Annotated in this window: 16 protein-coding genes; all 16 read right to left on the bottom strand. The window is 42.4% G+C overall.

Translation table 11 applies throughout. From position 1 onward, the window contains the following. Positions 1-86 precede the first annotated feature (86 nt). Entirely contained in the window at positions 87-977 is an 891-nt protein-coding gene (locus tag DFO72_RS13865; RefSeq protein WP_113882253.1) for an acyl-ACP desaturase, read from the bottom strand. Positions 978-1530: 553 nt separating this feature from the next. Next, the gene (locus DFO72_RS13870) at positions 1531-2580 is read right to left on the bottom strand and encodes a LacI family DNA-binding transcriptional regulator (RefSeq protein WP_113882255.1); all 1050 of its coding nucleotides are present in this window, start codon (positions 2578-2580) and stop codon (positions 1531-1533) included. Positions 2581-2617: 37 nt separating this feature from the next. Then, positions 2618-4741: an ADP-ribosylglycohydrolase family protein gene (locus tag DFO72_RS13875; protein WP_113882256.1), complete on the bottom strand. Its 2124-nt coding sequence runs from the start codon at positions 4739-4741 to the stop codon at positions 2618-2620. 32 nt (positions 4742-4773) lie between these two features. Then, positions 4774-5922, bottom strand: a complete 1149-nt coding sequence (locus DFO72_RS13880; protein WP_113882257.1) for an ADP-ribosylglycohydrolase family protein — start codon at positions 5920-5922, stop codon at positions 4774-4776. A gap of 74 nt (positions 5923-5996) precedes the next feature. Beyond that, positions 5997-6887 carry a carbohydrate ABC transporter permease gene (locus DFO72_RS13885; protein ID WP_113882258.1) on the bottom strand — a complete coding sequence of 297 codons (891 nt, stop codon included), beginning with the start codon at positions 6885-6887 and terminating at the stop codon, positions 5997-5999. An 11-nt stretch (positions 6888-6898) separates the two neighbouring features. Then, the gene (locus tag DFO72_RS13890) at positions 6899-7798 is read right to left on the bottom strand and encodes an ABC transporter permease (protein WP_113882259.1); all 900 of its coding nucleotides are present in this window, start codon (positions 7796-7798) and stop codon (positions 6899-6901) included. After that, positions 7770-8696 carry a ribokinase gene (gene rbsK / locus DFO72_RS13895; protein ID WP_113882260.1) on the bottom strand — a complete coding sequence of 309 codons (927 nt, stop codon included), beginning with the start codon at positions 8694-8696 and terminating at the stop codon, positions 7770-7772. The genes DFO72_RS13890 and rbsK overlap by 29 nt, the downstream gene beginning before the upstream one ends. 10 nt (positions 8697-8706) lie before the next feature. After that, entirely contained in the window at positions 8707-9018 is a 312-nt protein-coding gene (locus DFO72_RS13900; protein WP_113882261.1) for a DUF4387 domain-containing protein, read from the bottom strand. 12 nt (positions 9019-9030) lie between these two features. Continuing rightward, the gene (locus DFO72_RS13905) at positions 9031-10389 is read right to left on the bottom strand and encodes an acyclic terpene utilization AtuA family protein (protein WP_113882262.1); all 1359 of its coding nucleotides are present in this window, start codon (positions 10387-10389) and stop codon (positions 9031-9033) included. 272 nt (positions 10390-10661) lie between these two features. Further along, positions 10662-11702 carry an ADP-ribosylglycohydrolase family protein gene (locus DFO72_RS13910; protein ID WP_113882263.1) on the bottom strand — a complete coding sequence of 347 codons (1041 nt, stop codon included), beginning with the start codon at positions 11700-11702 and terminating at the stop codon, positions 10662-10664. Next, positions 11702-12694 carry an ADP-ribosylglycohydrolase family protein gene (locus DFO72_RS13915; protein WP_113882264.1) on the bottom strand — a complete coding sequence of 331 codons (993 nt, stop codon included), beginning with the start codon at positions 12692-12694 and terminating at the stop codon, positions 11702-11704. Before DFO72_RS13915 ends, DFO72_RS13910 begins: the two co-directional genes overlap by 1 nt. A gap of 69 nt (positions 12695-12763) precedes the next feature. After that, positions 12764-14242 (bottom strand): extracellular solute-binding protein, encoded by a 1479-nt coding sequence (locus DFO72_RS13920; RefSeq protein ID WP_113882265.1) that lies wholly within the window; start codon positions 14240-14242, stop codon positions 12764-12766. 622 nt (positions 14243-14864) lie between these two features. Next, on the bottom strand, positions 14865-16175 hold the full coding sequence (locus DFO72_RS13925; RefSeq protein WP_113882510.1) for a hypothetical protein: 1311 nt from the start codon (positions 16173-16175) through the stop codon (positions 14865-14867). A gap of 22 nt (positions 16176-16197) precedes the next feature. Beyond that, positions 16198-17436, bottom strand: a complete 1239-nt coding sequence (locus DFO72_RS13930) for a M20 family metallo-hydrolase (RefSeq protein WP_113882266.1) — start codon at positions 17434-17436, stop codon at positions 16198-16200. A gap of 63 nt (positions 17437-17499) precedes the next feature. After that, positions 17500-18774, bottom strand: a complete 1275-nt coding sequence (locus DFO72_RS13935) for a M20 family metallo-hydrolase (RefSeq protein WP_113882267.1) — start codon at positions 18772-18774, stop codon at positions 17500-17502. 20 nt (positions 18775-18794) lie between these two features. Then, positions 18795-20342 carry an AbgT family transporter gene (locus DFO72_RS13940; protein WP_113882268.1) on the bottom strand — a complete coding sequence of 516 codons (1548 nt, stop codon included), beginning with the start codon at positions 20340-20342 and terminating at the stop codon, positions 18795-18797. Between the last annotated feature and the right edge of the window lie 163 nt (positions 20343-20505).

Here is a 20505-nt window from a genome sequence, read left to right on the forward strand (position 1 = left end):
TTTGCAGATTGGAAAACTCTATTTGCAGCGTTCACAATTCGGTTCTTTTCAAATAAAAATAGAACCAGCCTCGCCGGTTCTACAAATTATTTCTTGCTGTAAAACCGATCCCTTACCCTTTTTAAGCGAGCATGATACTTTAGGATATCAAGTCTTGCTTTCTCTGCTTCCGGTGCAATCGGTCTCAGCTTTTCTATTTCCCAATACTCTATAATGACATCCAGGACCTGATCAAAATATTCAAGCGGGCCATAATTGGCCTCTTTTGCGATGATAGCCATCCGATCTTCAAAGTCCGGCATGACAGCACCAGGCATTTTAAAGTTCATGATGACATTCCCCAGGTAGTAGCAATAATTAGGTTCTAATTGCAGATGATATTTAATAACGTCCCTGTAAAAAGTATAATGCAGAGTCTCATCTTTGGCCAAACGCCTCAGCATGCTGGACAAATCCTTATCATGAGGCCCTGCCACCTTTGCCACATTATAGTAAAATACCATGGTGGCCAGTTCCTGCATGGAGGTATAAACCATCGTTTCAAATGGCGTATGGAAATCAGGATTCCAGCCATTTTCCACTGTTTGCTTATGAAGCTGGTGAAGTCTGCCCGGATGGACATTACGCGTGATTAATAGATAGGTTTCAAGCAGATTGGAGTGCTGATCCTCTTCCGCTGTCCAGGTATGCACAAATTCCTTAATGACTGTCAATGAACCTTTAAATGTCTGGTCCAAATAAGAGGTGAACCATGGAAGATTCACTTCTGTTAAAAGCGCTGTCTCCACAGCCGTAATGACGGACTCCGGAAGTGTCACCTGACTCTCATCCCAGGGAACACGGCGGAAATCCTGCGCTTTATCCCATGGGAGAAATTCGTGATAACCCCAGTCTATTTTTTCAGCACGTTTTTTATGCTCTTCATACAATTCCCTTACCTTAGGCTCAAGACGAAAATCGAGATGATTTGTTAACAAGTTTAGACCTCCATTACAAATGGTTTACCATTTCAGTATTTATAACTAACTATTATGACCTAGTAATAAGTTAACTATATCACATAAACCCTTAAACTAACTAATTAAAAGTCGAATTTTCAGGAAATTAGGACTTTAAACACTACTCCCTCCCGAGCAATCGACTGCATTCACTTCAATATAGGAGACCTCTGCAAAGCACTACACTTTTCAGAATGTATGATAAGTACAATTAAAAAGCATTTTTGGAGATTAAGAGATTTACTCATGCATCCTGCAGACGCTTTTACTGCAACAAAAAAAACCGCCGATAGAATCAGCGGTCTAATAATTTTTAAATTTCCAAACAAGCTTATTAATCCCTTCTTAAGAAAATACCTCAGATCCCCGCAAAAATTTCTGCATATTATCCGAGAATATCTCCACAAATGAGGAGAGATTAGATGCATGAATTGCATTGCTTTGTGTAGTGAAAAAGTCGTTTTAATCGATAAACCTTAAAAAGCGTTATGGATAGAATAAATAAAGAAAAGCTTTCCTACACTTTTTAGATTCATCTATATTTCCCAAACCCAAGTGTAGATTGTCTTGTAACAAGACGAATATCCAGCGAGGTTTCATCCAGGATCGATTTATCGTTCTCTAATCCCTCAATTTTACGAATAAGTTTGTTAGTGGATACGACCCCGATGTCATAAATGGGCTGTTCAACTGTACTAATTTCCGGTTCCACCATTTCGGTTAGTTTGATTCCGTCAAAGCCAATTATGGCCACTTCCTTTGGAACTTGATAGCCCATTAGTTTAAGAGCTTTGAGACAGCCGATCGCCATTAAATCATTGCCCAAGAATATTCCATCGACATCCTTATGCTGGTTCATAAGGATTTGTGTCAGCAGCTTGCCGCTTTCCAGCGTAAAGTCTCCTTCATACACGATGACCGAATCCTCCGGTGAAGTTCTTCCATCCCTAACGGCCCTATCAGTGACTGTCTCCACATATCCGCGTTTCCGTTCAGAAGATGGAGGGTACGACTTCGGCCCGCTGATATGAGCAATCTTCTTGCAGCCTACCTCAATCAAGTGTTCAACAGCCAGCTTGGCACCTTTATAATTATCTAATCCAATCGAGTCAAAGGTGTTATTTTCAGCTGCCCGGTCAATTCTTACAAACGGTATTTTTAATTTTTCAATAGCCTTTATGACCTTTTCGCTCATTTCAAACGATGCCAGAATAAAACCATCGACATATCGGTTTTGAAGCTGAGTCCAAAAATGATTATCGTCCATATCCCCGACTTGTGTATTTACTAAGATGATGCTATAACCCTTTGATTTCGCCACTTCTTCAATTGCCACGACGAGTTCAGGAAAAAATGGGTTTGTTATATCAGGGATAATCAGAGCAATCGTCCGGGTTTTCTTTTTCGCCAATCCTCTTGCGATTTCATTTGGATGATAGTTTAGGCGCTCCATCACTTCCCGAATCTTCATCTCCGCTTTTTTACTGATATATCCATTATTATTTAAATACCTGGATACTGTTGCTACGGATACCCCTGCCTCCCTTGCAACATCTCGAATCGTTGTTTGTTTCTCTCTCAATAAAAGTTCTCCTTTAAAAGGATTTTTCTGTTTTTAGCTATTCGTTCGTTTCTTTTACATGGAAACGATGGACTTTTGTTTCCCCTTTTTCAAGCAGGCCAAAGCCAATCATTCCATATGCATTTCCCAAGCCATCGAAATCCAGGATTAGCTCGCCATTGATTTCGACCTGAACAGCAGTTCCCTTGCTGACAGCTTTAAAATCATATATAGCTTCAGGTTTCCATCCATATGGAACTGTTTTTAAACGCTTAAAACCAAAATTATTTTCTATTAGCGAGACCTGATTGTTACCATCAAATCCTGCCCAATAATAACGTTCTGTTCCAATTGCTCTAAGAATAACCCCGTGGCTTTTACCAGAAACAGGCTGAAAGCTTATTTCCAGTTCAAGGGCACGGCCATAATAGTTCCCTGTAAAGGAAGAAGCATCTTCCTCACCTGCAGCAGCCTTTATGAAACCATCTTCCAGTGCCCATTCACCACGGTGGTGAGCAAAAGGTGTTACACATTTGAATTCCACGGATTGTTTGGCAAAATCGATGGAGTAATCTGCATTCCCAAAGATTCGAAACTCGCCGATGTAAAACTTTCCAAATGAACGGTTATCTGCAGGAGAAGGGCTCTCGACAATAAAGCCAACCTCGTCAATCAATGCACCATCAGTTTCTGGTATCACAAATACAATATCAAGCCACTGCTGATGGCTTAATGTGACGGGGGCCAGCTTTAAGTCTTCCTTTGTAAAACTATTGCGGATGTAAGGAGTCAAATAAACATCCGCCCCGCCTTGCCATTTATCCATAAAAACCTTTGCAGAAACCCTTTGTCCGCTGTATGCAGTAGGTGCAAAAGTCGGCTTATATTTTTCATCGTTGAACTCTTCACGGCGATAAAATGGCTTGTAAAATACTTTACTTGAATCGCCTTCTATAAATCTGTCAAAAAGAACGGACAATGAACCTCGGGCTTCCTCAATCCCTACATCACTACATGGACGCAATAGCGTCTTAAAGCCATTATTCGTCTTAAGACCATGAGTTGATCCCGGCAAGGTAAAATCTAAGTATACTTCACCGTTTCGAACGCTTTCCGCCAATCGTTGAGGAGCTTCCAGCCCATTCACTTGATAGCCAAGAACGGCAAGCTCCTTACAGAAGGTCGGGATATCCAGCACATTCAAGTAGCCAGACACGCTAGATGTCGCGATCATATCGTTAATTGGCTTACGATAGTGTCCTGGAATTCCATCAAGCCCGGCGAAAACTCCTGCGATGGTTCCAACATTTCCTGCATTACAATCCGTATCCCAGCTGCACATAGTAGCGATTTCAACTGTTCGGGCCAAATCCCCCTTTCCATACATTAGGGCAAGGGCACATACCCCGGCATTGGGGATGATATGGCATACTCCAGTGTACTTGTCATAGCCCCACTCTTTTTCTAAATACTGACGGCACTTTCTGAAATCCTCTTCCTCAGGGTGCTTCTGATAAAAATCAATCACAGCTTTCACGACAGCATAATACGTGGAATCTTTTGGAATCACGGACAATCCTGCTTCGATAATATCATCAATACTTTTAGCTGAAAAGGCTTTCGAAATACACGCTGCCATAAAACGGGCCCCGTATAGCCCATTTTTATCATGAGACACACTTGCGGCTATCTCTGCATATTCAGCTGCCTTTTGAATATTATCCGGGAACAGCAATCCCCATGTATCGATAAAAATCTGCCCCCCAATCTGCTCAGCCATAATAATGCCGTTGACTTCTGCCGAACCAGACTGTGGTGCAGGGATACCCTTTTTAAGATTCAAATAAGCCGTGTGCTCTGTGCTGATCTGGTCTCCACCCCACCAAAACATACCGATTCCTTCACGCGAATAGTTTAACCAAGCTCTTGCAACATCCTGTGGTGTCAGTTCCCGCCCGCGTGCGTCATCAATTAATGCCCGGATAAAATAAACCGGGCCATTTGCATCATCATCTGCAGAAAAGGTTTTATAATCCTTCACATACCCTCGTATATCACCATGAATTTCTAGTATTTTTTCATATGACCATTCATTTGGCTCCAATGGTGCACCAAGCCGGATTCCCACATTCATTCCTAAGAAACCGGCATACACCTTTTCTAAATAGTTTTCAGGTAACAATATATTCAACTCCTGGTCCCCAAAAGTACTTTTTAAAGTATGTTTTTTCTTTTTTCATTTAGCTGCAGGTCCTGCTCAATAATCAGCTTAGCAGTCACTGAAAATTGGTCTGCTGCCTGGATTAAATTCATTTTGTTTGTTTCTTGCAAAAGCTCAACGTCCTCAGAACGAATAACACTGTCTCCATACATGGCACCTAAAATAACACCGGCCATAACTCCGATAGAATCTGTATCACGGCCTGAGTTGATGCCATCTAATATGGACCCGTAATAATCTCCATCGTTTAACACCATAAACGCCAGAGCCATCGGCAGCTCTTCAATGGAGAAAAGCCTGCTTGGCGTATAATGATTTGAAGGAACACCAACCTTCTCAATTTTACGGTGAACATCGTCTTTCATTGGCGAATACTTTTCAATCACACTTTGGAATGTGGCAATGACTGTATCCATATCAGCCTTTTCCGAACGTAATTTCTTAGCAGTGTCGGTTAAATCACGAATCGCATTCTCTGTTCCATCCTTAGCAAAATAGAGGGCTGTCTCGACAATTTCATCTACTGTCACATTCTCTTCAAACGCCTTTGCCACACAAGCTGCCAGTACACCTGCCGCTTCCAAACCGTAGCTGCTCTGATGCCCCATCGCAAACAAAATTGCTTCATCATAGGCAGCCTTCGGATTTCCAGCATTGATAATTCCAACAGGTGCAATATACATCGCAGCCCCGCAGTTGATCATATTTCCAATTCCGCCTTCACGCGGCTCACAATTGGCTAATACATGGCGCATGAAAATATATTTTTCCGGATAGAATAGACGGTCAATAATGAGCGCTTCTCTGCCAAACTCAGGGATATACGTTTTTCTGAAAGCTATTTCCTTCACAAATTCGTTCCCCATGTCATATGCATCTATATGTCTTTTTTCTTTGTTATAGACGTTGATGAGTGCAACAGTCATAAGGGTATCGTCAGTAACTGTGCCGTTGCCCCTTTTCCTGCCTAAATTCATATCAGCCGGATAATCTTCCTTGTACCATTTGGTACGGAGTGTCTCAACCCTCTTATACATTTTTTTAATCTCTTCATAACTTAATTTTTCAACAGGTGCTCCCATTGCATCCCCTAATGCTGTGGATATAACAACACCTCTAACTCGTTCTTTAAAAGTAACCATATGAAGAACTCCCTTTTTTTCTACACACTTCGCTTTTGTGTATTTTTTAATCTATTCCACATAGAGCGTAAAAATCAGTCTTTGACTCCACCCTCAAAAGCACCCTTCGCATAGTACTTTAGAATCAATGGATAAATCAGCAGTAAAGGTACAACCGAGATGATAATTGTTCCTGCTTGCAGGGAAGCAAAATCAAGGGTTGCTATTTGATCATAAGATAGGAAGTTTTGTGCTCCTAACAGGGATGTGTTATCACGTTCTACTACAAATTGCCGAAGAACAAGCTGCAGCGGCCATTTGCCAGTGTCCGTTAAGTAGATTGTCGCCCGGAAGTATTCGTTCCAGTGATAAACTCCATAAAACAGACCCATTGTTGCCAAAGCTGGCTTGGATAAAGGCAGCATGATTTTTGTAAAAATACGGAAGTGCCCAGCCCCATCCATACGGGCTGCTTCCAAAATACTTTCAGGAACATCCTCAAAAAATCTCATCATGATAAACAAGTAAAAAATATTTATGGTCTTATAAAGAATGAGGGACGCATACGTATCCAGCAATCCCAGGTTTTTCACCAGTAAGTATTCAGGAATTAATCCTGGTTCGAATACCATGATGACAATTAAGAAAATCATTACAAAATTCCGGCCGGGAAATTTCGTTCTCGCCAGCACATAGGCTGTCATTGCAGTAAGCAATAGATTCACGGCTGTACCCACAATGGTTATTAATAAGGTATTAAAAATACTTTTTATAATTAGCGGATTTGATAATAGAATTTTATAGTTAATGAGTGAAAATCCTTCAGGTATGATTCCCAGGCCGCTTAGCTTATGGACCTTGAGAGGATCTGATAACGACATTGCTAGTAAGTGAAGAAGCGGAACTAGCACTGTTAATGAAATTAAAAACAAAATGCTGTAAATAATAATGGTTGAAACACTCAATTTTTTTAATTTATTCATCATTGTCCCACCTCCTACCAAACACCTTTACCGGTAAATCGTTTTGAGATAAAGTGTGTACTCAAAATTAAGATAACCCCAATTACACCTTTGAAAAGGCTCGCTGCCGTTGCATAAGCATATTGGCCGTTTAAGAGACCGATCCGATATACATAAGTGTCTAAAATGTCGATTACACTGATGACAGAAGTGTTCATCATATTAAAGACCTGGTCAAAACCGGCATTCATGAAGAATCCAAGATTTAGAATAAAGACTGTCATGATTGTTGAAGTTAAAGACGGCAGCGTAATGTATCTCATTTGCTGTATTTTAGATGCTCCGTCAATTTTGGCTGCTTCATAGAGAGAAGGACTTATTTTTAGTATGGCTGCCAAGTAAATAATGGAATCCCATCCGGCACTGCGCCATATTTCCTGGAACACCAATACCCAGCGGATATGGTCCTTACTTGTCATAAAATCAAGTGAAGGCATGTTGAAAAAGCTGCGAATCACGTTGACTCCGCCATCTTCCGGATTCAGAAATGCGATCCAGATCCCCGCAATAACGACCCATGATAAAAAGTGAGGAAGATAAACAATTGACTGTACATATTTTCTAAACTTCCCGACTCTTACCTCATTGATCAATAATGATAAAATAATCGGAATTGGAAAAAAGAATACAATCTTCATCACGCTAATAATGATGGTATTTTTTAATACATCCAAAAAGGCTGGGGAGCTAAATAGAATCTTAAAATGCTTCCATCCGACCCAAACATTATCACCGATAATCCGGTAATCCTGAAATGCCAGCTTCATTCCGATTAATGGAACGACGTGGAAGATCGAAAAATAAAGGAGGGCTGGAAAAAGCATAAGGTATAGGACCCAGCTTGATTTAATTTGCTTCAGTATGCCCTTTTTCATCTTTATACTCCTTTTCCTTTACAAATTGAGTCACATCATTTCGCTTGGGCATTCCCGTTTGAGCACCCTTTTTAGTGACCGATATCCCAGCCGCTATGTTGCCAAAACGTATGCTGTCTTCAAGGCGATTCCCTTCTGCAATAGCAACTGCGAAAGCTCCTGAAAAGGTATCTCCTGCTCCCGTTGTATCAACCGGAATTACCTTAATGGAAGGAACTAATCTGATTTCTTTTCCATCAAAGAAACGTACTCCCTCTGATCCGCATGTAATGATTAATTTATTCGGATGCTTTTTAAGCAGCTCTTCCATTGAATCATTCGTGTTAAACACCAATTTGTACTCGTGTTCATTTGGTGTGACATAGGTCACCTTGTTAAGCAGCTCTTGACTGAGTGTTTGTGCCGGCGCTGGGTTGATAATAATCGTTTTTCCTTGTTCATAAAGGAGCGGAACCAGATACTCAATCATGTCTAACGGTGTCTCGAGCTGAAATACAATCACATCGTAGTTGAGAAGCTCTGATGCAGTTTTTTTTACATAGTCAACGTTGGTATGTGTATTTGCTCCAGGTACCACAATGATGCGATTTTCACTTTGACAAAGCTCAATAAACGCTGCTCCTGTAGGCAATCCTTTTACAGATTGGAGATTTACAAGATTGATATTCTCCTTTTCCAGCTTTTTGATAATTAGATCACTATTCTCATCATCACCAACCGATCCGAATAAAGACACATCACCGCCAAGACGGGCAGCTGCCACAGCTTGATTGGCCCCCTTGCCGCCAATGGATAAAAAGAAATTCTCACCCAGGACGGTTTCTCCTAATTTAGGCAGTACCTCGCTTTCAATAAAATAATCCATATTGATACTTCCAACAACGGCTATTCTCTGCATGTTCATCATCCTAATCAATCAGTATATTCATTAACGGTGCATGCTGCTGTGCCCCATATACATCCCGGTCTCCGACTGTTCCAGAGGAGATATCTCTTAAAATCGTAATCTTAATTCCAAGTGCCTGATCATAGAAAACGAGATGGTCAATCTGTTCCGCGGTGAGATTATACAGCGCACAAATGGTTTGCTCATTGATTTTCCCTGAGTTTTTGACTCGCTCATAGACTTCCTTGGAATCGAATAAAATATCGAACGTCAGCTCAAATGGTCCTGCATTTTTACTTCGTAATACTTTAGCTAGTTCAAATAAAGCGGCCATGTTTTCATCCCCTTACAAATACTCAATAACAAATGGGCTTTCAGTGATTTCCATTAGGTGATAGAGAGAAAACTCATACACAGGTCCAAACTCTATATCACTTGGTGCAAAGGGAAAGGCTAAATTACCAGCTGTTGATTTCCGATTTTCATATCCGTAATGGAGAAATGTCGATCTTACGCTCGAGCAAATACTGTTTGCAAGTTCCTGTGTTTTGGCAACCACTTCAAACATGACACCAATCTCATGTCCTTGGAATGGTGCACATTCTCTTGAACCGAGTACTCCATTTTTTCCATAATTATAGAAGTGGATAGAATAATCTTCTTCAGGGATGTCCTCGTAATAGTCCTTTACCTGCTCCATCACAAGCTCCTCAATTTCTTCAATATTCTCCACTAAAATGGGGTCACGGACACCTGCGATAACAAAGGTTCTATATGCAACCTTTCGTGCACCTTCCAGCTTGATGAAATATTGATCATTTTTTATCAGTTTGCTATTCTTAACCTCGACAACTCCGTCACTCACTTGTGTGAACTCACATTGACTAAGGTCAAGGATAATGCCTGGCCCATGTAAAATGTATGGATGTTCTTTTTCGTAGAAGGTATGTGCACTCACACTAATCGGCGAACATTTGCGAATTGGATTCAAGGATTGGACGGTGAAGGAATCTTCCTTTAATGTTCCAACGATGCAATCCTTCGTTGTGCCTGGTTCAGCACATAGGGCCCCGCATTCTAAAATTTTGCCAAGATGGTAAGCAAGACCAGAATCTTTACCGTGGTAAATTCCAACTGCCGCAAATGGCGATGGATCATATGCTCTTCCACAGACAACAATGTCTGCTCCGTTTTCAAGAGCCTCCAAAATGGGCTCATGTCCCATCTGCGCAACAATGTTGTTTGTTTCTTGAATGACTTCATCGGTAAGAGCCGGAATGTTTGGCGTTAGAGGGTTAATTCGGCCCTCCTGGTTTGCCTTTATAATTTCTTCCTGTGTAAAATCGGACCAAATCACTGCAATTTTAGCTGTTAAGCAGCGTTCTGCCAGGATTTCTTTAATGATATCCAGCGTCCATTCAATATGCGGCTTGGCACCGGCTCCGCCAGCAGATCCTATAACAATGGGAATTTCCCGGTGTACACCATTTTTAATGATGATATCCAAATCCTTTTTGGTAGCCCGGCGGCTCACAATCGCGACACCCGCTCCGAGCTTATGCGGACCTGCATCTGTCGACCCTGCATCCACAACAATTCCATGAATCTCTTGATTGTTCTCAAAGGCCCTGTTAAAAGACTCTTCCGGAAATCCATATCCTAATATCCCGCACGGAGAAACAATACGTACATCACTGCTAGTCATGTTATAACCTCTTTTAACTGGATTTTTTCTGTTTTCTTTTCGATCAACCTCTTGATGTGTAACCGGTTACATATTTTTTCAAAAAAATAAGACATGTAACCGGTTACACATTATATATTCCTATGTTACCGTTTAACGCCAGTCCGTGTCAACCAAATATTATTTCAATTTGTATAGTTTATATCGCAACGAGGTTAAAGATAAGTAGCACGATCATTTTTTCCTCTTTTCTTAGAGTAAATCGTGCATCTCTCTTTACTTATTGTTAGACGTTAAGCATTGGCATAGCTGGCCAATTTGGCAGCAACATCTTTCAGTGATGTTCCCTGTAAACTAGGAATACAAATTCCCTTAATTTCATCTAATGCTTCTTTCCAAGTTTCCGGGACTGCACTTGCTCCCTGCGAAGCTCCAGATAGAGCACCTACCATTGCAGGCATACTATCGGACTGTTTCGGCAGTAAGGATGCCAGCTGAATTCCTTTTTGGAGATCCCCCTCTGTACTTAGGAAAATGGCATAGGCTACTGCGAGTGTTTCTGGAGCAATATTTGCATAGTTATAGACTGCATTGACTACTCGTTTATGCCATAGCGGTATGGCTGCAAGCCCGTCTCCATTGGTTTCTTCCAGTACATTTAGGGCGATATCCATTTTTCTGCGAATCCAGGAATTTTCCGGTACGTATTTTAATCCTTCTTCCACTATTACCTGCGGGGAAGCACCTGATAGAGCCGAAGCTATACTGGCAGCCATTGCCTGGGCTGCATATACACCATCCTCAGCATTTGTGATGGAAGCCATTTTTTGCGCAATACTTGCCGCTTTTACAGGCTGATTTTTATAGATAAGACCGATTGGAACCGCACGTGAAACAGAGCCATCATCATAGTGATGCGGATTGTCATTGCCAGATGCCGGGGGAAGGATTCCTTTTTTGATGTTTTCAATAGAAGCTCTCTCACTTACTCCACTCCAAATTTCCTGCTCAGCTTCTACTATATATTTCATCCAGCCGAGAAGTAATGTTTCTTCGGTCAGTTCATTTCCGCAATTCAAAATCATTTGGGCTGCAACGATTGCAAATTCTGTATCATCCGTTCCGCAAAAATCTAAGATTTCCTCACTCATTGCATGTGTGAAGGGCAATGAGATTTTATTAATCCGATGCCGATCCGTAATTTGGCTAAAGCTCCATAAACGATTTCTCCGCTTAGGAGGAAGTACGAGTGATCTATGATACATTGCAGCAAAGCCTACCGAATCACCCATTGCTAGACCGAGAAGGGAACCGTAAATTTTATCATAAGACATTACTCTTTTCCTCCTATAATTACGTTTGTTAAATCCTTGGCAATATCACGGACATCTATCCCTTTCGTGGCCAAAACACAACGGCCGCGAATAATATTAATGCGTTCCTGCCAATCCTTTGGTACAGCATCGGCACCATGTAATGCTCCTGCCATTGCACCATTCATAGCCGCAATCGTATCAGAATCTCTTCCAATATTGACTCCGCCAAGTACAGCAGGAATATACTCACCCTTTGCTGCAGCAAACACACCATATGCGAGCGGACTAGCTTCCGGCCCCATATCGGCCCAAGGATAGTAGAAAATGGAGATTTTATTGTAGAGCTCTTCCAAAGCATCTTGAACATTCGTATACTTTGTGCCAATTTCTACAGACTCGCTGATTTTCCGATATGTCCAGGAATCCTTAGGTATATGGTTCATCCCTGTTTCAATTACTTTTTGCCAATCGTCTCCCGTCATGGCATAAGCAACGCTTGCCGCTACAGCTTGACCGCAATATACTCCATCCCGGTCGTGGCTGACTCTTGCCTCAATCTCAGCTAATCTGGCCGCTTCTGCCGGATTACCTGCACAATAAATGCCAATTGGAGAAATTCTCATGGCCACTCCGTCACTCCACATTTGGTGATTATCAACACCTGTGACAGGGGCAGCAAGACCTTTTCGAAGATTAAAGATAGCCTCTACTTCACTAAAGCCGCCGCCTTTAAAGCCGCCTTCCTGAGAAACAAGATAGTTAGTCCATTCTCTTGTCATATCCTCATAGTTTAATTTGTTTCCATATTTTAAGATGATTTTCGCTGTCAGCATTGTGTATTCAGTATCATCTGTTCCAACTGGATCATCATTGACAAAGTCATTGATCCATCCGTATTTTTCCCGTATCTCTTCCAAAGCCAAGCCTTCGGTTGGAGCTCCCAATGCGTCACCCACTGATAATCCTATTAAACAGCCATATACTCGCTTATACCATTGTTCGAAACCCAAATGAGTTCCCCCTATGCTAAAGTTTTCTAAAAAAACAGTGGAGAACGGAGTCTCCACTATTTTTTTGTATTATCTTAAATTTTTATTTGCAAGTTCTGTAATCTGTTCTCCTCCTGCTTCGTTCCACTCTTTAACGAATTTATCGAAATCAGAGATAGGACGCTTGCCAGTAATGATGTCCGTTGTAAATTCCATATACAGGTTTTGCATAGCATCCCAGTTAGCGACATATTCTTCCGGGATTATGAAGCTATTGTCTTCTGCATAATACTCTTCTGCTGATTGAAGTGATTTTTCCGCAGTTTCGCTTAGTAATGGTGTAGTTTCATCCACTGGAGTGGCCGGCGTATAATCTGCTGGCTCCCAGAATCTAGCAAACCATTCACTGTAATATTTATCAGTCAGCTGGAGCTTTCCATCCACTACGTTATAATGATCGCCTTCGAATCCGAAGCGGTCGATCATTTGTCCTTCAGGGCTTGCCATATAATCTAGAATCTTAAACACAAGTTCCTTATTCTCAGAATTAGCAGAGACTGCAATACCCCTTGATTCTTTTGTAACATCCGTAGCTCCAAAGCCTTGGTATTCGCCTTTCGCAGGCGGCAGCATGACTAGTGAAGCTTCTTCTCCGCTCACTTGAAGCATTTTGCCTTCATAAATATCGATAACTTTACCAGCTGTACCAGGGATGATCGCAGCTTCCCCATCAAAGAATGCTTTTTCTTTCGTATCCCATTGCTTTGTTAAGTATTGAGGATCCAAAAGTCCTTCTTTATATAACTTATTATAAAATTCAAGCTTTTCTTTTTGCTGCTTTGAAACTCTTGCGTATTCATAAGAGCCATCTTCTTTTTGCAGCCAAGTCTTATCGATCCCAAAAGCCATATCAAACATATAGTCTATTTCTGCAATGTCACCAGCAACTGTAATGGCATATTTAGGTTTATCGCCACCGGGCTGTTTTTTAACTAATTCTTTGAAAAATGCATAGTAATTGTCCACAGTTGGATTTTCCATTAGTGCTTTGGAAGTTTCCATTTTGTTAAACCAGTCTCCTCTAATGACAGGAACTTTAGGAGCAAGCGGTTTAATCCATAGTAAGTAAGGATAATTTTCAAGTCTTTTTTCGTTAAATGGATGAACGATATCCTTTAGATATTTTGATTCCTTGATATATGGTCTTAAATCCTCTAATAAACCTTGATCTGCCATGGCTTGATCCCCGCCCTGGAAATAAATCATATCAGGAATATCGCCGCTATTGAGCAGTAAGTTTAACTTCTCAGCATAGTTACCTTGCGGGAGGTCGACTAATTCAAAATTCACTTTAATATTTTCATCTTCAAGGAGCCCTTTTTCAATCGCATCATAATATTTTTCTGATACAGGGTTAGAGCTGTTATCATCCTTCATTACAATACGGATTGTTGTGGCTCCCCCTTTTTCTTTTTTATCTTCCTGACCTGCTTCTTCTTTGTTCGTACAAGCCGCCAGTAAACCCAAAACCAAAATGAGACTTAATATGGCTAAAAAAGATTTTCTCATCACTTTTCCCCCTAAAAAGTTTTTTTATATACTAATTGAATCGATGAATGATTACTCCCCCCTTGCCATTCAACATATATTAGGAAATTGATAGTATAAAAGATAACCAGAGTCACAATAGTATGGAACCGGTTACATAAATGACTATAAAAGGTTGTCACTAACAATTGTGAATTAAAAAATTATGTTAAAGCCTGATAATCAACCTTTGTATATCCTTATGTAACCGGTTACATATTATATTCCCTTTTAGAATAATTGAAAGTAGTTTTAAAGTCAACAACTAAAAATTCAAATTACTTTGGAAATTTTTTTGTTTCTATCGACGCGAAATTCTGCACAGCAACTTGGAGTTGATCATTTCCTTTTGATTTGGGCGGGTGCGGAAGTATAGGATTTAGGTGCAAGAGGCATTGAAGGTTCTTGCTATTTCTCTTGTTTTTACAAATTCAATCAAACGTTTGATTGAAATGGCCATTTTATATATCTCTCCACTTCCCTTTTCCCGAAAAATCAAAGTCCCCCATAATTCAGAGGATACTCTGGAAATTAGGGGGAACCTTACTGAAAGTCAATCATTTTCGATTCGCACGTTCTCTTGACTTCACCTTAAAACAGGGGCTTAAAGCTTCAACTCATAAACCTTCCGCGGCCGCCCGCGCTGCCCAGGCTGTTCTTCGCCCGTCACTTTGGCAAGCCCGAGCCGCTCAAGCTCCGCCATAATCCTCCTCGAGTTGCGTTCGGTGTTCTTCAGCCATCTTGAGACTTCCTGCGCAGTGACAACCTTTTTTTGATAGTGCCTTGAAAGGTATTCGATTTTGGATACGATTGCCGGATTGATTTTGGCGCCCTTAAAGCGTTCTTCCCATTCCTCTCCCCAAATGCGCTGCTGGTAGGAAACCGCCTCTTCGCCGCTTTCCGAAAGGTGTTCCTTAATTTGCTTGTTTTCATCAATACTAACCACAGGCGAAGCTTTCTGATCCCGGGCATATTGGAGGGCGAGACGGACATTCTGCTCTGCATCATATGCCGTCAGCCCGTAGCCGACACCGATTCTTACCTTTAGCTTGCTGTGGATTTTTGCTTCTTCTATAAGAGAGTACATGGAGGCTTCCTGAAAATGCATTTCCATTTCGCCCCGGGTTGTATAAATAAAGAATAGACCATCCCCGATCTGCACAAAGGAGCCTTGCACTTTTTCTGCATAATCAAGCATGACCTGCTTGATTTCCAGCTCGTGCCGCTTCATTTCATAGGTGAAATGCTGCTCTTCCAGTGAGCTTGCAGAGTGAACGACTTCCATTCCCATAATCGCTATCTGGGAGCGCTTATACCAATTGGACTGGCCTCTTTCCCTTAAGTAGCGGAGTACAAGTTTAATGGCGACAGGAGAAGGGACGACCCGGTAGCATGGGATTCCCTGTTCCCTCAGCCGGTCATGGACCTCCTGGACACAAGTCAATGCTACCTCCGTTTTTCCTTCCTCAAAAAGCCTCTTATGAAAACGGATGATTTCCTCTGCTGGTTCGTACTCATTATAGGAAAAAGCCTGAATGTTTAAATCTCCTAAAAAATATGTATTCTTTAGAATATCAAGCTCCGATTCCTGAATGGTGTCCAGGCTTGCCTGCTGAAATCCTCCTTCCCTGATATGCGCTTCCAGGAGTGTTCCCAGCAGACTGGAGCCATATAGAGGGGGATAATGGGCGTTTTCCTCCCCGATCAGCCCTTTTGAACGGGCGTAATAATAAGGGGCCTGTCCGGAGAAAAACCACAAATCGATTTCCGTTTTATGTTCCCTGATAATTTTTTCCGTTTCTTTTGTTTCCTTATAAATGTATGGAATCATCTCAAGCTCGCTGTATTCACGCGACAAGGCAAGAATGTGTCCAACGGAGTCTCCCGGTCCCACTACCCCAACGCGAATCTTCATTTCTTTTCCACCTGCTTTTTCTTTATATGCTTGTTTCATTTTTTAAATATTGAGCGATAATCTCTGTTCCCATTTCCAGATCTTCAATAGAGGCATATTCCTCAGGATGATGACTGAGCCCATTTTTGCAGGGGATGAATAAAAGCCCTGATGGCCACTTAGCCGCCATGTTCATGACATCATGTCCTGCACCGCTTTCAAGCACCAATGCCTTATACCCTAAAGATTCACCTGATTGCTGTAATTTCCGCATCACTGCCTCATCCAGCTGAACGGATGGATTATGAACAAGCGTTTTTACTTCTATTTTAACACCAAAAGATTCAGAAAGCTGATGACATTTTTTACGTATGAGCTCCTCCATCTCTTTTTTCAGCGAATCGTCCACACTGCGGATATCGACTCCAAGCTCAACTGTTCCGGGAATCACATTCATGGCGTTCGGCTTTAGTTCAAAGGTGCTTGCTGTTGCCACAATCGGCACCGCATTGGAATCCGATAAAGAAAGAGCTGTCTCTGATATAAATGGAACGAGTGGTGCAGCCGCGACAAAGGCATCCTTACGCTTGCCCATCGGCGTCGTGCCTGTGTGCCCCATCTGTCCCTTGATGGTTATCTTTAAACGGATTGGACAGGCAACTGCCGTCACTGCTCCAAAGTCTGCCCCTGCATCTTCAATTCTGGTCCCCTGCTCTATGTGAAGCTCAATAAAACTTTTTATTGCTTTCTCCGGCCGTTCAGCCTTTTCAATAGCTTCCCACGACAAACCCATGCCCTCGACTGCCTGGCGGATGGTGATGCCATCCTCACCAGTTACATCCTCCACTTCTTTCTTATTAAGAAGGCCGCTCATAGCCTTGCTGCCAATGGTTGATACGCCAAAACGGGAGGATTCCTCCGATGCAAAACAAATGACTTCAATTGGTATAACAGGTTCGAATCCTTCTTCTTTCAGTTTCTTTACGGCAGCCAGACCGCAAAGGACACCGGCCACTCCATCATAGCCTCCTCCACCTTTTACGGTATCCACATGAGAACCTGCGGCAACAGCAGGTGATGAATCTTCGGCCTCCCAGCGGGCAATTGCATTCCCAGCTTCATCTCTTTGAACCTTCAATCCGATATCCTCAGCAATGGAAACAAATACATCAATGGCCCGCCATTCTTCTTCCGTGTAGCCTAACCGGCAGAACCCTTCAGCCTGGTTCATGCTGTCTGTTAAATTTAACGCTTTCAGATGCTTATCCAGCCATTCTTTCATTTTCAACACTCCTCCCTGATCTCATGAAGAAAATGAGGCAGATAGCTCTGCCTCATCCATTCCTTAATTCAATTTTTTTATAGATTCAAATAGCAGCTGGACGGCATTCATCATCGTGCCTTCATTGATATCAAACTTTTCGTTATGATGGCCTGCTGCTAGCTCTGTACCGAAAATGCAGTATGTCGCCTGTCCTCCATTTTGCTGAACACGCTCCATGAAAAATGTTGCATCCTCAGAGCCTGCAGGTGAATTGTCTTCAAGGATGCTTTCCTTTATATAGGAAGCTTCTTGTGCACAGCCATGCAAGACGGAAGCCAGCTCTTTTGTTCCATGGGCACTTATGGCCTCGCCCACAGTCTGAATCTCGTATTCTACTCCGTACATTTGGGCTGATCCCGCGATAACAGCTTCGGCCTGGGCTTTAACATATTCGTTAATTTTAGTCGTTTCCCCGCGTGTTTCAATTTTCAGCAAAGCTTTATCTGCGATGATATTGCGGCCTGAACCTGCATGCAATTCACCCACGTTGATGCGGGTTGCCCCTTCTGAATGACGCGGAATAGCGTAAATATTCAGGGCAGCAGAAGCGGCGGCAAGCAAAGCGTTTTTACCCTCTTCCGGATTTCCGCCTGCATGGGAAGAAACTCCTTTAAACGTTACATCAAGCTTTGACGTGGCCAGGAATCCGTTCTTTGATGCTACAAAATGTCCATCTGGAACTCCTGTGCCGACATGTGAGGCAATTAAATAATCGACATCATCGACAACTCCGGCTTCAGCCATTGAACGAGCCCCGCGGGTGCCTTCCTCGGCAGGCTGAAAAATCAATTTGATTTTCCCCTTAAGGCTGTCTTTATTTTCAGCAATCAAGCTTGCCAGGCCAAGTCCGATGGTTGTATGGGCATCATGTCCGCAGGCATGCATAGTGTTCGGAACTGCAGACCTAAATCCTTCTTTTTGCGGAAAATGGCTGTCTGCCTCTGATTCATGGATCGGCAATGCATCCATATCAACACGGAATGCTATCACCGGGCCATCCTTTTTGGTATCCATAGTCGCGACAATGCCTGTATAACCGTCTGTAAAAGCTTCGATATACTCTTTTTTCGCACCATTTTCGAGAGCCCATTGATAATGTGCGGCTGTTTCCTCTTGATTCGGCTTACCCATAAAATAATCAGATGCCATTACCTGCCTGCCCATCTCCAGCTGGAAGCCAAGGTCATCCAGGATCGATGCAACAATGGAGGCTGTCCGCATTTCCAGGAACCCTCCCTCTGGATAGCGGTGAAAATCACGACGCCACTCTTTTAATTGATTTTCGAGGTTACTCACTTTTTAACCACATCCTATTCTTATAGATAAGGGCCGATTCCCGGACCAAACGGGATTCCAAAGAAGACGAACACTAGAATCATAATAATCCATGTCAGCAAGAAACAAATTGAGTATGGAAGCATTAAGCTGATAAATGTCCCGATACCGGCTTTTTTGTCATACTTCTGCATGAATGACAGCGCAATAACCATATATGGCATCATCGGTGTTACGATATTTGTAGATGAATCCGCCACACGGTAAGCCACTTGCGTAAATGCAGGATGGTAGCCAAGCTGCATAAACATCGGTACAAAAACAGGTGCTTCAAGTGCCCACTTGGCTGAACCTGAAGTGATCAGGAAGTTCAAGGAGGCGGTAAAAATAATATAACCAATAATCAGTCCGATTCCAGTAAACTCTACGTCTTTCAGGAATTCAGCTCCGTTAACCGCTACCCAGGTTGCAATATTAGACCAGCTGAAGTAAGCGATAAATTGGGCGATTGCGAAGATTAAGACAATATAAGATGCCATATCCTTCATAGATTCAGCCATAAAATTGGCAACATCTTTACTGCTCTTAATGTTTCCAACTGTTATACCATATACAGTACCAATAATGATGAAGAAGAACAGAATAATTGGAATAATGCCATCCAGGAATGGAGATGGAACTAGTCCGCCATCTTCATTGGTTAACGGGCTATTTGGAATAAGGATCGCTCCCACAATAAGGGCAATATATGCAAATCCAGCAATGGCTGCATTCCGTAAGGCTTTACCTGCGTTAGGGGGATCTTCTTTTACAGCTTCCTTAACCTCAGCCCCTTTATACTCTCCAAGACGCGGTTCAATGAATTTCGTCGTGACAAGTCCGCCGACAATGGTTAAAACAAATACGGAAACAATATTAAAATACCAGTTATCAATTGGTGTTACGACAATACTCTCGTCAATAATCTTGGCAGCTTCTGTTGAAATCCCTGCCAAAAGTGCATCGGTTCCCGCGATCAGCAGGTTTGCCGTAAAACCGGCACCGGCGGATGCATACCCTGCAGCCAAACCGGCAATCGGGTTTCGGCCAATTTTATAGAAGACCATTGCGGCAAGCGGCGGCACCAGAACCATCGCAGCATCTGATGCGATATTCCCCATGATCCCAACAAACACAACGGTGTACGTGATTAATGCCGGCGGTGATTTTAAAATCGTTTTCTTAATGGCATAATCCAGCATGCCGACCTTCTCGGCAAGCCCGATCCCGAGCATCATGGACAGAACCAGGCCAAGAGGCGCGAATCCGGTGAAGTTATCGAGCATGGATGTCAGAATAAAATTCAGGCCTTCTGCAGATGCCAGGTTCTTAACTGCAAGCTCCTCTCCAGATCCTGGATGGACAACAGTAGCCCCAAAAGCGCTAAAGATTGCTGAAACAATAATGACAAGCACTGCGAGCCCGGCAAATAATATAAACGGATCCGGGAGCTTGTTGCCGACCTTCTCGACTCCATTGAGAAATCGCTGGGCAATCCCTGGTTTCTTACTATCTGTTACCACTTTCTTTCCTTGTTTTTCTGTTTTCATAAACTCCCCTCGCTTTTCTATTTTTTATTGGATTTTCTTACTTATGAGTGCCGCTGCGGCGGCCAGGTTCGGACTTGCTGATCCCGAATTCTGCTTCTTCTGTCCGAAGTGGTGCCTAGTTCGGACTGCTTCTCTCCGTTTTCTGCGTCCCCTGTCAGTAGTA

The organism is Cytobacillus oceanisediminis (assembly GCF_004366035.1).
Taxonomy (GTDB): Bacteria; Bacillota; Bacilli; order Bacillales; family Cytobacillaceae; genus Cytobacillus; species Cytobacillus oceanisediminis_C.

What these genes read in the sequence shown, in the direction of transcription:
- DFO72_RS13880 (WP_113882257.1), bottom strand. Translation starts at nt 5,922, where the DNA reads ATGGTTACTTTTAAAGAACGAGTTAGAGGTGTTGTTATATCCACAGCA.
- DFO72_RS13885 (WP_113882258.1), bottom strand. Translation starts at nt 6,887, where the DNA reads ATGATGAATAAATTAAAAAAATTGAGTGTTTCAACCATTATTATTTAC.
- DFO72_RS13890 (WP_113882259.1), bottom strand. Translation starts at nt 7,798, where the DNA reads ATGAAAAAGGGCATACTGAAGCAAATTAAATCAAGCTGGGTCCTATAC.
- rbsK (WP_113882260.1), bottom strand. Translation starts at nt 8,696, where the DNA reads ATGCAGAGAATAGCCGTTGTTGGAAGTATCAATATGGATTATTTTATT.
- DFO72_RS13900 (WP_113882261.1), bottom strand. Translation starts at nt 9,018, where the DNA reads ATGGCCGCTTTATTTGAACTAGCTAAAGTATTACGAAGTAAAAATGCA.
- DFO72_RS13905 (WP_113882262.1), bottom strand. Translation starts at nt 10,389, where the DNA reads ATGACTAGCAGTGATGTACGTATTGTTTCTCCGTGCGGGATATTAGGA.
- DFO72_RS13910 (WP_113882263.1), bottom strand. Translation starts at nt 11,702, where the DNA reads ATGTCTTATGATAAAATTTACGGTTCCCTTCTCGGTCTAGCAATGGGT.
- DFO72_RS13920 (WP_113882265.1), bottom strand. Translation starts at nt 14,242, where the DNA reads ATGAGAAAATCTTTTTTAGCCATATTAAGTCTCATTTTGGTTTTGGGT.
- DFO72_RS13925 (WP_113882510.1), bottom strand. Translation starts at nt 16,175, where the DNA reads ATGAAGATTCGCGTTGGGGTAGTGGGACCGGGAGACTCCGTTGGACAC.
- DFO72_RS13930 (WP_113882266.1), bottom strand. Translation starts at nt 17,436, where the DNA reads ATGAAAGAATGGCTGGATAAGCATCTGAAAGCGTTAAATTTAACAGAC.
- DFO72_RS13940 (WP_113882268.1), bottom strand. Translation starts at nt 20,342, where the DNA reads ATGAAAACAGAAAAACAAGGAAAGAAAGTGGTAACAGATAGTAAGAAA.